This window comes from Pseudomonas sp. BGI-2 (assembly GCF_004310295.1).
GTDB lineage: Bacteria > Pseudomonadota > Gammaproteobacteria > Pseudomonadales > Pseudomonadaceae > Aquipseudomonas.
Map to the genome: position 1 here is coordinate 40,302 of NZ_SISB01000024.1, position 11,603 is coordinate 51,904.

Consider the following 11,603-nt stretch of genomic DNA (forward strand, 5'->3'; position numbering starts at 1 on the left):
CTGATGATCCGTTTCCTGCTCCTGGGTTGCCTGCTGTTGCTGAGCGCTTGCGCCAGCCAGGCGCCGCTGCCCGAGCACACCCCGAACCTGTCGTTGCCCCTGCAATTGCACATCCAGCGCCTGGTGGCCGAGCAACGTCAGGACTGGGTGCTGGTGATCCAGCGCGAAGGCCCTGGCATTCGCTGGTCGATGATGGACTTGCTGGGCATTCCGCAGGCACGCCAAAAACTGATCGATGGCCAGTGGCAGGCCGACGGCCTGTTACCGCCCAACCCGGAAGCCCGGGAGCTGTTCGCGGCCTTGCTGTTCGCACTGACGCCCAAGGATGAGCTGTCGGGCAACTACCCCACCGCTTGGCAGCATGGCAAACAACGAACCTTGCCCTCGCACTGGGAAGTCCGTTACTCACAACCGATGAGCTTTGAATTAAACCTGCCCAAAGGTCCCCGGTATCAAGTCACGCCCTTGAGCGGGGACACGCCATGACCGCCTATCTGAACGCCCTCGGGGTGATTTGCGCCCTGGGTCGCGACAAACAGGAAGTCGCCCGCAACCTGTTTGCCGGCGATTGCTCAGGCATGTGCAGTGAGTCCGGCTGGGTGCCGGAACGTTCGTTGCCGGTGGCGGCGGTGCGTGGCGAACTGGCGCCGATCCCGGCACAACTGGCCGAGCAAAGCAGCCGCAACAACCAATTGCTGCTGGAGGCAGCGCTGCAAATTCGCGACGAGATTGATCAAGCGATCCAGACTTACGGCCGTGATCGAATCGGTGTGATTCTGGGCACCAGCACTTCGGGTATCGACGAGGCCAGCCGTGGCCTGGCCCATTACATCCGTGAACATGAATTCCCCGCCGACTACGACTATCAGCAGCAGGAGCTCGGCGCGCCGGCAACCTTCCTCGCCGACTGGCTGCAATTGAGCGGCCCGGCGTATGTGATCTCGACTGCTTGCACCTCCAGTGCCCGGGCGCTGATGAGTGCCCAGCGCCTGCTGGATCTGGGCTTGTGCGATGCCGTGCTGTGCGGTGGTGTCGACAGTTTGTGCAAACTGACGCTCAATGGCTTTTCGGCGCTGGAAGCGGTGTCCGAGCAGCGCTGCAATCCGTTTTCGGTCAACCGCAACGGCATCAATATCGGCGAAGCCGCCGTGCTGTTTCTGATGAGCAAAAAGGCCGGCGGCAGCCAACCGATTGCCCTGCTCGGCAGCGGCGCCAGTTCCGATGCGCACCATATCTCGGCGCCGGAACCGACCGGCCGTGGCGCCCTGCAAGCGATGAGCAAAGCCCTGAAACGTGCGGATTTGCAGCCCGGGCAAATCGGCTACCTGAACCTGCACGGCACCGCGACCCAACACAACGACGCGATGGAAAGCCTGGCGGTCTCGGCCCTGTTCCCGCACGGCGTGCCTTGCTCTTCCACCAAGCCAATGACCGGTCATACGCTCGGCGCGGCCGGCGCCCTGGAAGCGGCGTTCTGCTGGTTGAGCCTGAGCGCGAACAACCGGGAAAACCACTTGCCGCCCCACGTCTGGGACGGCCAGCCCGACCCCGAGTTGCCGGCGTTGCAATGGGTGACCCCCGCCGACCGCCTGACGTCCATTGCACCTCGCTATCTGATGAGCAATTCCTTTGCCTTCGGTGGCAACAACGTCAGCCTGATTATCGGAGACGCCCCATGATTGACTGGCCGCTCGCCGAACTGCTGCCGCACGCTGGCGACATGATCCTCATCGATCAGATCCTGGCGTTCGATGACGAGCAGATTCACACCCGCCTTACCGTCAAGCCCGGGGGCCTGTTCAACCGTCCCGACGGCAGCCTGCCGGCGTGGGTCGGTATCGAGCTGATGGCCCAGAGTGTCGCCGCCTACGCCGGTTGCCATGCGCGCCAGCGGGGCGATGCGGTGGCGCTGGGCTTTCTGCTCGGCACCCGTAAATTCGAATGCAACGTAGAACACTTCCCCGCAGGCACCGAGCTGACCATCCACGGACTGCGCTCGCTGGAAGACGACAACGGCATGGGCGTGTTCGAATGCCACATCAACGCCCCCGGCATTCACGCCACCGCCCGCCTGAACGTGTTCCGTCCGCCTCAGGCCGCGCAATATCTTCATGAATCTCAAGGAGCCAGCCATGACTGAATCCGTATTGGTCACCGGTTCCAGCCGTGGCATCGGCCGCGCCATCGCGTTGCGTCTGGCCCAGGCCGGGCATGACATCGTGCTGCATTGCCGCAGCGGTCTGGCCGACGCCATCGCCGTTCAAGGCGAAATCCAGGCGTTGGGGCGCAATGCTCGAATTTTGCAATTCGACGTCTCCGACCGCGCCAGCTGCAAAGCCATCCTCGAAGCCGACGTTGAAACGCACGGCGCCTATTACGGCGTGGTGCTGAACGCCGGCCTGACGCGCGACGGTGCTTTTCCGGCGCTGAGCGAGGATGATTGGGATGTGGTGATGCGCACCAACCTCGACGGTTTCTACAACGTGCTGCACCCGGTGATGATGCCGATGATTCGGCGCCGTGCAGCCGGGCGGATTGTCTGCATCACTTCGGTTTCCGGGTTGATCGGTAATCGTGGCCAGGTCAACTACAGCGCCTCCAAGGCCGGTTTGATCGGCGCGGCGAAAGCGTTGGCGATCGAACTGGGCAAGCGCAAAATCACCGTCAACTGTGTCGCACCCGGCCTGATCGACACAGCAATGCTCGACGAAAACGTGCCAGTGGAAGAACTGATGAAAATGATCCCCGCACAGCGCATGGGCACCCCGCAAGAGGTGGCCAGCGCGGTGAATTTCCTGATGTCGGCGGAAGCGTCGTACATCACCCGGCAGGTTCTGGCCGTCAACGGAGGCCTGTGCTGATGAAGCGCGTCGTCGTCACCGGCATGGCCGGCATCACCTCACTGGGCAGCGACTGGGACACCATCGCCGGCCACTTCGCGGCCAACCGCAGCGGCATCCGCCGGATGGACGAGTGGGATCGGTTCACCGAACTCAACACGCGCCTGGCCGGGCCTATCGACGACTTCAAGGTCCCGAGCCACTGGACCCGCAAGCAACTGCGCAGCATGGGCCGGGTCTCGCGCCTGGCCGTCGGCGCGTCGGAACAGGCACTGGCCGACGCCGGACTGTTGGGTGACCCATCGATCAAGGACGGGCGCATGGGCGTCGCCTGCGGCTCGTCCACCGGCAGCACCGACGAGATCAAGGCGTTCGGCAACATGCTGCTCAACTCGGTGGCCGAGGGGCTGAATGCCAACTCCTACGTGCGGATGATGCCGCACACGACCGCGGCGAATATCAGCATCTTCTTCGGCCTCACCGGCCGGCTGATCCCGACGTCCAGCGCCTGCACCAGCGGCAGCCAGGGCATCGGCTACGCCTACGAATCCATCAAGTTCGGCCGCTTGCCGTTGATGCTCGCTGGCGGTGCCGAGGAGCTGTGCCCGACCGAAGCCATGGTGTTCGACGCGCTCTACGCCACCAGCCTGAAAAACGATGCCCCGCAAACCAGTCCGCGCCCTTACGACAAAGGACGCGATGGTCTGGTGATTGGTGAGGGCGGCGGCATGCTGGTGCTCGAAGAGCTCGAACATGCGTTAGCACGCGGCGCGCACATCCATGCCGAGCTCGTCGGTTTCGGCAGCAACGCCGACGGCCAGCACACCACCCGCCCAGAGCAGGCCACCATGCGCCGAGCCATGGAACTGGCGCTGGAAGACGCCGGGCTGCAGCCGTCAGACATCGGCTACGTAAATGGTCACGGCACGGCTACAGAACAGGGCGACATTGCCGAAACACTGGCGACCAGCGCGTTGTTCGGCGAGCACATGCCCATCAGCTCGCAGAAGAGCTTCCTCGGTCACACCCTGGGTGCCTGCGGTGCGCTGGAGTCCTGGTTCAGCATCGAAATGATGAATCGTGACCTGTACGTGCACACGTTCAACCTCGACGAGGTCGATCCGCATTGCGGCAAGCTCGACTACCTGCGCGGCGAGTTCCGCCAGATGAGCAACGAGTACGTGATGAACAACAATTTTGCGTTTGGTGGCGTCAACACCTCGTTGATTTTCCGTCGCTGGTCGTAACCGAATTAATCAGGGTCAAGGAGACCTTCATGCACTTCAAGAAACTCGCCGCTGCCGCCACCCTGCTGATCTGCGCCCTGCCGGCCGTCAGCCAGGCCCGCGACACACCGGTGTACCTGCCGTTCGACAAAGCCGTGGCCGAAGCCACCCGCACCGGCAAAATCGACGGCAGCGTGAAGTTCTACCTCGCCGGCAACGCGCCTGCCGGTAACGTCACCGTCGTCAGCCCCGGCGCCGTGACCAACAAGAAAACCAACGCCTTCAACAAGACCGACGCCGTGGCCTGTGAATGGGTCGCGCAATCGGCAATTATCAGCCTGCACCAGGCGGCGAAAAGCGCCGGCGCGAATGCGGTGACCAACATTGTCAGCTTCTACAAGAGCAATGAGCGCAAAGACGCCACGACCTATGAATGCCACGCAGGGGCGATCATGGCGGGTGTCGCGCTGAAAGGGGATTTGGCGAAGGTTCAGTAACGCCAGAATCGACAAAGGGCGCCTTACGAGGCGCCCTTTTTTGTTCCCGCACTTTGATCATCCCCACGCTTTGCGCTCGCTTTGCGTGGGAATGCAGCCCGGAACTCTCCGCCCCCCCCAGCAAAGCCCTGAGCGCCCTCCGGCAACAATATGAAATAGGAAATTTCAGCGCCTCATTTCGGAAACGTCCTAACGCCAGCACCTGTGCCTCCCAAGTAGGTTCGAGGCTCCTCAGCCTCATACAGAAAAGCATCAATGGCGCGCGACAAGGACATCCCCCAAGTCTGGGAAGTTGGAACTGGTGGCGGCGGTAGTGGAATCGGAATTCGCTACCTGCGAGACATGACCCCAACCGAACTGGCCGAACGTGACGCCAGACAAAAATCCTACGAAGCCATGCTCGCCCGACAACAGGCGTATGAAGACCGCCTGCTCGGGCAATCCGAAAAGCGCAAAGACGCCGCGACTAAAGGTTGCGTGTTCGCCAAAAGCTGCGACCTCCCCGACGGCGTCATCAACTACAACAATCCTGCCGGTTTTGTCCCGCTCGAAAGACTCGCCAACTACGGATCATGGGCCGTGCTGGGCACAGACGCGGCGATTACAGCAGAAGGTCTACCGCTCAAATGGTTGGCCGGTTCGGCAACGGGCAGCGCCATTGCCCAACGCCTCGGCGGTTCTCTTGCGCTGTGTTTGCTGGAAGGCTCAGCCGTCGTGGCGGCGGGCGCAGCCGTCGGAACCGTTGCGCTACTGATACCGAATACCAGCCTTTCCCCCGACAGCGCCTTTTACAAAAACGAGCAATACGCCGAACTGGACATGGGGCGAACCCGCGTCCGCCTCAACGCGAAAACACTGCCTGATGGTTCAGTCAACGCTTACGGTTTCTACACGGGCGGGAAGAAAGAATGGGAATTTGTCCGGGTCATTGGAGCCGACAAGAAAGGCGAAAAGTTTGTTGCCGACATCGGCAACGGGATTGGCCTGACCTGGACGCCAGCGGCAAACCCTGATGAGGTCTTGGGCATTCCCGCACTGGAAGGCGCCCCGTCATTGCCGACCGTGTGGGTGTATCCGCCCACTGACCAAGCCAACAAGATACTGGTGAATCCGGAGCCCCCACCCGAGTATCAGGATGCGATTATCTGGTTTCCGGGTACGAGGATTGAGCCGATTTACATTGCGCTCAGTGCCCGGCATGAATCCGGTGTCGTCACGGGTGTGGGGGAAGATGTGTCGGGGACTTGGCTTGCTGGGGCAAATATCGGGCTAGGTGCACCAATCCCAATACGAATAGCAGATGAACTGCGAGGACGTGAATTCAAAAACTTCAAAACATTCAGAACCGCATTTTGGACAGCGGTAAAAAATGATCCTGAGCTTTTAAGCCAGTTCAATGAGGACGCACAGGACCGTCTAATGTCAGGCAACGCCCCTGCTGTTCGAGAGCGAGAAGCGGTAGGCAACAGAACTACTTTCGAGCTACACCACCTCGAGCGAATTGCCGATGGTGGAGCTGTCTACGACATAGATAACCTACGTGTGAACACCCCCAAAAACCATATTAATCAACACAGAAAAATGTAGGTGCAAAATGGCAGCCATTAGCGATTACACCGAAAAAGAGTTCATCAAGTTCATTCAACAAATTCGTGCCATCAACAAAGAGGGATCTGATGAAGAGCTCGGCGAGGTACTGGCACAATTCAGGAGCCTATCTGGCCACCCGGATGGTAGCGACCTGATTTTTTATCCAGAGCCAGGTGCAGATAATTCTGCCGAAGGCGTCACAAAAACAGTAAAGGAATGGCGTGCTGCTCAAGGGTTGCCTGGGTTCAAAGAAGGATGACCTGTTGGCAAGAACTGAACATAGGAAAGCGGGGTACCCAATTTCGGAAACGTCCCACAGCCATAATTTGAGCTTCGCGCTAGGGTCAATGCCCCCGTGACACATCGGGGGAATCCCAAGGAAGAACGAACCATGACTAAAAAGGCCGTTATCGTTTTCAGCGGTGGACAGGACTCCACAACCTGCTTGATCCACGCGTTGCCGCTCTACGATGAAATTCACTGTATTACGTTTGACTATGGCCAGCGTCACCGTGCAGAAATTGAAGTGGCGCAGCAGCTTTCGAGAGAGCTCGGTGTGACGGCCCATAAGGTACTCGACACTTCAATGTTGAATGATCTGGCCATTAGTAGTCTGACGCGCACTAACATCCCTATTCCAAGCGTCAACAGTTCCGAAGAAAATGTACCTAACACCTTCGTACCGGGTAGAAATATTTTATTTTTAACATTGGCTTCTATTTATGCATATCAGGTTCGCGCTGAAACTGTAATCACAGGAGTTTGTGAGACAGAGAGCTCTGGCTATCCTGACTGTGGCGATGCGTTTGTAAAATCTTTAAACAGGTCCGTCGAACTGGGCATGGATTATAAAGTACGCATTGATACTCCGCTTATGCGCTTGAATAAGGCTGAGACGTGGGCCTTGGCGGAGTACCACGGAAAATTTGAATTGATTCAGCACCACACACTGACTTGCTATAACGGAATAAAAGGCAGTGGATGCGGCGATTGTGACGCGTGCAATCTTCGAGAAAAAGGGATGACTGAGTTTCTTGAAAACAAATCAGCGGTGATGAAGAGTTTGAAAGAAAAACTGCATTTGAAGTAGTTTAAAGCGCAGGGGAGAGACCTTCCCTGCATTTTACGCAATCTTGGTACCAGCCACATACCTTTTAAATAAAGACCTTGCTCCGTAGGCTGGAAAAACATTCAGAACAGCGAAGCACATTTTTATAGCGATCTGAATATAAATTATATTAAGTATTTCCGCACTCGTCATTGTTCCGTAAAACGCAACAAAACAAAAAATAAAGCTATCGATTATTACTGCAAAGAACGTACTTAAAAACACGCGCAAAAATAGCAACCGTGCATTCGTAAGCTCCTTTATCTTGCTCAACAAATAAGAATTTACATATTCAGAAAAAATAAACGATACAGAGGACGCTACCAACACCGAGGACACATGCGTCATGACCTCACTGTATGGTGTATCGAGTTTCCAGCCTGACAAACCGGGAAGATAGCTGGTAAAACTTAGCAAAAAAATTATCAGCGCATTACTTGCGAATGCAAACAAGATGGCTTTTCTTGCCAATCTAAGCCCATAAAACTCATTCAACATATCAACTATTAAAAATGTCAGCGGATACAAAAAAACTCCTGGGGTTACGACGACGTCGATCGACTCGACATACACAAGCTTTGTTGCCGCAATGTTGGTGAACATATAGAGTGCGAAAAGTAGCAGATTGAGTGCAACATAAATCATCCATGATTTTTCATGTCGATCATTTATTTCATAAGCCGTCAATGCAACACCGTCAGAATAAAATTTTCTATACACCGACTTTATCTCTGACCTGCTTAAGTCATCCCCTATTTCGCTTCTTAATAACTCATCAAGCTTTACTTTCTTGATTTTCCCCGTCGAGACAATCATGATAACGGCAAGACCTTTACTATTCTCGAACCCTAACAATTTATACCTGCTATTCTCCGAAATACTATCCATTGAACCGTTCCTCCATTATCTCCCCAATTACAAGAACAGTATCTGAACAACAGCAAGGCTCAATGGTTATGAACAACCGCTTCGTCGTTTTGTCGTACGCCAGCTTTTCTTTGTTATTATTCAACAACCCCTTCTTGACTATTAACAAGTCTCCCGATTCATTCACACCACTAATATCATTCTCCAGAAGCACACCGATTAAATTGCAGGCCGTGCCGAAAAAATAAGTCAGCGGATGGGTTGCGACCAACTCGCCAATCCTCTTGCCAAGATTCTGCTCAAGCAAGCTCTCTTTAATGATAGGGACGGCTGCTGGGTTCATATTACCTTGCAAAGAAACGCTACTTTCTATGATATCCCTTTCTTCAAGATCAACAGTCTCTATCTCCTTGTAAGAGACACCGAAAAAATAGGAAATTTTGCGGATGGTGGATTGCTGAACATTGACAACCCGCCCCTCCAAAATATTGTAGATAGTCGTTCTGGTCAAACCACTGGCATTGCACAAAGACAGCTGAGTTTCTCCACGACTTTTTATCAGATACTTAATATTACTTTTCAACCTTTCAGTCTTTTCTCGCTTAAACATCAAGATACTTACCATTTGCTTGCAGTTAAAACAGACCATACATGTTGACTGAATGGCTAAGGAAGTCACTATCTGCCTGTTTCGCGATCTAAAGAGGCGGCATTGCGCAGACAATATCTCAAACACATCAAACGAACGTCAAACGTTGTTTCTCACCGACATTGATTGGTAAAAAATCCGACAGACACAACTTACATAATTTAAAGACACTTCTTACAACAACAAAAGAGTTTGCTCGCAATGCGAGCCTACGCCATTCATGACGCATCCTTAAACATGAATCATTTAATTACACAGATGTTAATTTATTTGATTAATACATCTGAATTTTCTGGTAATAAATCTACTGGCAGGTCAATTCACACATTGCCGCCAACCAGTCCACTGATGGCTTGGGACTGGCACTTCTTAAATCTTGCAAGGAGCTTCGATATGAAAAAAACTCCCCCCAACTCTCCACAATCAGCCGACGACGATCTTGATTCATCCAAACTATCCGATATCACTGAACACCGCGTCAGTGCTCGACTGCGCAAACCCGGCCAACCCGATCCTGTCAGCTACTTCTTCACTCTCCAGCCCGGCATCGACACGCTTTCGCTGCTCGCCCATGCCTGTGAAACGTTGGCCTCGCTCAATGTCATGAGCACGGACCTAGCCCGTAATCTCGAAAGCTCCCATCGCAACATTGCACTGGCAATCCAACAGTTGGCGGTGCTGGCCGAACTGTTGATAAATCGGGCACTGGACAACCTGGACCCACCTGGTGGGATGTCTGAGGCTCCAGTCAATAATGCCCACTGAGTCGTCGCGTTTTTTACCGAGTGGAGGTTTGTCATGGATCGATATATGCCTATCACCGGCACCGATAGCACCATCGCATCGCTGCTGATCGACACCGAAGCACCGCTGGACGTGTTGCATGAAACGGCGGCCTACCGGATCCGCACGGCAACTCAACTGCTGGAGAGTCTCGCCTTTAGCGAGGGGGTCTACAGTGAGTTGGCGCGCGTATTAGTCACGTCACTGCGCGACGGCTGCGACTTGCTGGATGTCGTCGGACGACGATTACAGATGCAGCTCTCGGCGTAAAAAAGAAGGTCGACCTCATTGAGGTCGACCCGCGCTGACGCGTTCGGGCAAAATGCGCACCGAACACGTGATGAACAACACATTCGCTTTGGGTGGCGTCAACACCTCGTTGATTTTCCGTCGCTGGCACTGATCTGAAAAACGTTTGGAGTGAAGGGAATGACTCGGTTTCAGCGCATCGGCGCAATGTTCACCATGGCCGTTGTGCTGAGCGGCTGCATCGGCAGCCCGGTGTACACCGCCAAGGAAAACTTTCCCGGCGACAAGGACATGACCGACAACCGCATGAGCCGCGCTATCGTTACTGCGCTGATTGAACGCCAATGGGTCGTGCAGTCGGCCCGACCGGGCATGATCAAAGCGGCCATCACTGTGCGCAACAGGCATCACGCCGAAATCGACATCCCTTACACGCCCACCTCATTTGAAATGGACTACCGCGACAGCCGGGACCTGGACTACAAGGACGGCAGGATCCACGACACCTACAACCGCTGGATCAACTACCTGCGTGACGACGTGGTCAAGCAGCTGGCCTCCGACCCGGACGTGGATCAAGTCATCGCGTTGCAAGGTGCCTATGAACCCACCTATCAGGACTTCCAGGAAGGCGTGAAGCGCGCCACCGAAGTCGGCCTGCTGGATGGCAGCGTCAAGTTCTACCTGGCGGGAGAAGCGCTGCCAACGCAGGTGCGCAAGCTGAATGCGGTGAGCAGCAGCCGAAAGGCCGACGGCGAAGACAAATCCGCTGAAGACGCCTGCTACTGGGCATTGCAATCGACCTTGGCGACCTTGCAGAGCAAGGCCAAAAAGGCCGGCGCCAATGCCGTGATCAACATTACGGGCATCAACAAACGCGACCTGAACCAGGACACCGGGAACTACCAGTGCAGTGACGATGGGGAAAGACCTGGGCTGGAGGCGCTTAAAGCAGTGGTATCCGGGGTGGCGTTGCGTGGGGATCTGGTCAACGTTGACTGAGGCTGTCGCCTCGGCAAAGACAAAGGGCGCCTTTCGGCGCCCCTTCACAAACAGGTCGGCTTGTCATCGCCCTGTACCTGTCTGGCTCTGCGATGGCTGGTTGCCCAGGATCCTCAGAGTCTCACAAGCCCCTTTCGGGAACGCGCGGAGTATTGCTTAGACACCACCAGTCGTCTTTTTTCTTTTGGTTTGACTCAGGTACTGGCGTGTAACTTCAGTCCTAAAGCCTTCATAACTTTAAGAATGGTTCCGAATTCCGGATTGCCTTCACCCGAAAGTGCACGGTAAAGGCTTTCCCGAGAGAGCCCCGCATCCCGTGCGACCTGGGTCATGCCCCGAGCACGCGCAATAGTCCCAAGTGCTCTGGCGATAAATGCTGGGTCATCTCCCGCTTCTTCCATGCTAGCGTCAAGATAATTGGCCATGTCCTCTTCGGTCTTGAGGTACTCGGCAGAGTCCCAGCGAGTGAATTGTTCGGTCATGGGTTTTGCTCCTGCCAGGATTTTGCAATGAGCCTGGCTTGTTTGATGTCACGTGTTTGGCTGCTTTTGTCACCTCCGCAAAGGAGGATGACTAACTGACGACCTTGCTGCATGAAGTAGACCCGATAACCGGGGCCGTAATCGATGCGGATTTCACTCAACCCTTCCCCAATGGCTTTGACATCACCAAATTGCCCATCGGCCATACGATCGATTCGCACCTGAATACGCATCCTGGCGCGGCTGTCGGCCAGCTTCAATAGCCAGGCAGAAAATGTTGAGCTTCGAAGGATCTCGGTCATGCCGCGAG

The 11,603-nt window shown here is 55.3% G+C and carries 16 protein-coding genes; 12 read left to right on the top strand and 4 right to left on the bottom strand.

The window, feature by feature from the left end; all coding sequences use genetic code 11:
- Positions 1 to 3 precede the first annotated feature (3 nt).
- The 9 genes from EYC95_RS17175 (at position 4) to queC (ending at position 7,243) form a co-directional block, all read left to right on the top strand.
- Entirely contained in the window at positions 4 to 486 is a 483-nt protein-coding gene (locus EYC95_RS17175) for a hypothetical protein (RefSeq protein WP_131061431.1), read from the top strand.
- On the top strand, positions 483 to 1,679 hold the full coding sequence (locus tag EYC95_RS17180; protein WP_131061432.1) for a beta-ketoacyl-[acyl-carrier-protein] synthase family protein: 1,197 nt from the start codon (positions 483 to 485) through the stop codon (positions 1,677 to 1,679). Before EYC95_RS17175 ends, EYC95_RS17180 begins: the two co-directional genes overlap by 4 nt.
- On the top strand, positions 1,676 to 2,140 hold the full coding sequence (locus tag EYC95_RS17185) for a hotdog family protein (RefSeq protein WP_131061433.1): 465 nt from the start codon (positions 1,676 to 1,678) through the stop codon (positions 2,138 to 2,140). Before EYC95_RS17180 ends, EYC95_RS17185 begins: the two co-directional genes overlap by 4 nt.
- Positions 2,133 to 2,861 (top strand): 3-oxoacyl-ACP reductase FabG, encoded by a 729-nt coding sequence (gene fabG / locus EYC95_RS17190; protein WP_131061434.1) that lies wholly within the window; start codon positions 2,133 to 2,135, stop codon positions 2,859 to 2,861. Before EYC95_RS17185 ends, fabG begins: the two co-directional genes overlap by 8 nt.
- Positions 2,861 to 4,087: a beta-ketoacyl-ACP synthase gene (locus EYC95_RS17195; RefSeq protein WP_131061435.1), complete on the top strand. Its 1,227-nt coding sequence runs from the start codon at positions 2,861 to 2,863 to the stop codon at positions 4,085 to 4,087. Before fabG ends, EYC95_RS17195 begins: the two co-directional genes overlap by 1 nt.
- A gap of 29 nt (positions 4,088 to 4,116) precedes the next feature.
- Complete coding sequence (locus tag EYC95_RS17200) at positions 4,117 to 4,563, top strand: excinuclease (protein ID WP_131061436.1); 447 nt, start codon at positions 4,117 to 4,119, stop codon at positions 4,561 to 4,563.
- 255 nt (positions 4,564 to 4,818) lie between these two features.
- Positions 4,819 to 6,150 (top strand): S-type pyocin domain-containing protein, encoded by a 1,332-nt coding sequence (locus EYC95_RS17205; RefSeq protein ID WP_131061437.1) that lies wholly within the window; start codon positions 4,819 to 4,821, stop codon positions 6,148 to 6,150.
- A 7-nt stretch (positions 6,151 to 6,157) separates the two neighbouring features.
- Positions 6,158 to 6,412 (top strand): bacteriocin immunity protein, encoded by a 255-nt coding sequence (locus EYC95_RS17210; protein ID WP_131061438.1) that lies wholly within the window; start codon positions 6,158 to 6,160, stop codon positions 6,410 to 6,412.
- A 132-nt stretch (positions 6,413 to 6,544) separates the two neighbouring features.
- On the top strand, positions 6,545 to 7,243 hold the full coding sequence (gene queC, locus EYC95_RS17215) for a 7-cyano-7-deazaguanine synthase QueC (protein ID WP_131061439.1): 699 nt from the start codon (positions 6,545 to 6,547) through the stop codon (positions 7,241 to 7,243).
- Between the two features lie 33 nt (positions 7,244 to 7,276).
- On the opposite strand, the gene EYC95_RS17220 is transcribed toward queC, so the two are convergent.
- Both EYC95_RS17220 and EYC95_RS17225 read right to left on the bottom strand, forming a co-directional pair.
- Positions 7,277 to 8,149 (bottom strand): queuosine precursor transporter, encoded by an 873-nt coding sequence (locus EYC95_RS17220; protein ID WP_131061440.1) that lies wholly within the window; start codon positions 8,147 to 8,149, stop codon positions 7,277 to 7,279.
- Entirely contained in the window at positions 8,142 to 8,738 is a 597-nt protein-coding gene (locus tag EYC95_RS17225) for a helix-turn-helix transcriptional regulator (RefSeq protein WP_131061441.1), read from the bottom strand. The genes EYC95_RS17220 and EYC95_RS17225 overlap by 8 nt, the downstream gene beginning before the upstream one ends.
- A gap of 432 nt (positions 8,739 to 9,170) precedes the next feature.
- Here EYC95_RS17225 and EYC95_RS17230 point away from each other — a divergent pair, with 432 nt between their 5' ends.
- From EYC95_RS17230 to EYC95_RS17240, 3 genes are all read left to right on the top strand, one after another.
- Positions 9,171 to 9,542: a DUF6124 family protein gene (locus EYC95_RS17230; RefSeq protein WP_131061479.1), complete on the top strand. Its 372-nt coding sequence runs from the start codon at positions 9,171 to 9,173 to the stop codon at positions 9,540 to 9,542.
- Between the two features lie 33 nt (positions 9,543 to 9,575).
- Positions 9,576 to 9,830, top strand: a complete 255-nt coding sequence (locus tag EYC95_RS17235) for a hypothetical protein (protein WP_109627596.1) — start codon at positions 9,576 to 9,578, stop codon at positions 9,828 to 9,830.
- Between the two features lie 159 nt (positions 9,831 to 9,989).
- The gene (locus tag EYC95_RS17240; protein ID WP_131061442.1) at positions 9,990 to 10,811 is read left to right on the top strand and encodes a hypothetical protein; all 822 of its coding nucleotides are present in this window, start codon (positions 9,990 to 9,992) and stop codon (positions 10,809 to 10,811) included.
- A 194-nt stretch (positions 10,812 to 11,005) separates the two neighbouring features.
- Here EYC95_RS17240 and EYC95_RS17245 read toward each other — a convergent pair whose 3' ends face one another.
- Positions 11,006 to 11,293, bottom strand: a complete 288-nt coding sequence (locus EYC95_RS17245; RefSeq protein ID WP_131061443.1) for an addiction module antidote protein — start codon at positions 11,291 to 11,293, stop codon at positions 11,006 to 11,008.
- A complete protein-coding gene (locus tag EYC95_RS17250) occupies positions 11,290 to 11,595 on the bottom strand; it encodes a type II toxin-antitoxin system RelE/ParE family toxin (RefSeq protein WP_131061444.1) in 306 nt (101 codons plus the stop codon). Before EYC95_RS17250 ends, EYC95_RS17245 begins: the two co-directional genes overlap by 4 nt.
- Positions 11,596 to 11,603: the final 8 nt, after the last annotated feature.

Bases quoted from the DNA above. Each gene is read 5' to 3' on its own strand.
- EYC95_RS17195 (WP_131061435.1), top strand. From the start codon at position 2,861: ATGAAGCGCGTCGTCGTCACCGGCATGGCCGGCATCACCTCACTGGGC.
- EYC95_RS17235 (WP_109627596.1), top strand. From the start codon at position 9,576: ATGGATCGATATATGCCTATCACCGGCACCGATAGCACCATCGCATCG.
- EYC95_RS17230 (WP_131061479.1), top strand. From the start codon at position 9,171: ATGAAAAAAACTCCCCCCAACTCTCCACAATCAGCCGACGACGATCTT.
- EYC95_RS17220 (WP_131061440.1), bottom strand. From the start codon at position 8,149: ATGGATAGTATTTCGGAGAATAGCAGGTATAAATTGTTAGGGTTCGAG.
- EYC95_RS17250 (WP_131061444.1), bottom strand. From the start codon at position 11,595: ATGACCGAGATCCTTCGAAGCTCAACATTTTCTGCCTGGCTATTGAAG.
- EYC95_RS17210 (WP_131061438.1), top strand. From the start codon at position 6,158: ATGGCAGCCATTAGCGATTACACCGAAAAAGAGTTCATCAAGTTCATT.
- EYC95_RS17225 (WP_131061441.1), bottom strand. From the start codon at position 8,738: ATGTTTAAGCGAGAAAAGACTGAAAGGTTGAAAAGTAATATTAAGTAT.
- fabG (WP_131061434.1), top strand. From the start codon at position 2,133: ATGACTGAATCCGTATTGGTCACCGGTTCCAGCCGTGGCATCGGCCGC.
- EYC95_RS17175 (WP_131061431.1), top strand. From the start codon at position 4: ATGATCCGTTTCCTGCTCCTGGGTTGCCTGCTGTTGCTGAGCGCTTGC.
- EYC95_RS17180 (WP_131061432.1), top strand. From the start codon at position 483: ATGACCGCCTATCTGAACGCCCTCGGGGTGATTTGCGCCCTGGGTCGC.
- EYC95_RS17200 (WP_131061436.1), top strand. From the start codon at position 4,117: ATGCACTTCAAGAAACTCGCCGCTGCCGCCACCCTGCTGATCTGCGCC.
- EYC95_RS17240 (WP_131061442.1), top strand. From the start codon at position 9,990: ATGACTCGGTTTCAGCGCATCGGCGCAATGTTCACCATGGCCGTTGTG.
- queC (WP_131061439.1), top strand. From the start codon at position 6,545: ATGACTAAAAAGGCCGTTATCGTTTTCAGCGGTGGACAGGACTCCACA.
- EYC95_RS17245 (WP_131061443.1), bottom strand. From the start codon at position 11,293: ATGACCGAACAATTCACTCGCTGGGACTCTGCCGAGTACCTCAAGACC.
- EYC95_RS17205 (WP_131061437.1), top strand. From the start codon at position 4,819: ATGGCGCGCGACAAGGACATCCCCCAAGTCTGGGAAGTTGGAACTGGT.
- EYC95_RS17185 (WP_131061433.1), top strand. From the start codon at position 1,676: ATGATTGACTGGCCGCTCGCCGAACTGCTGCCGCACGCTGGCGACATG.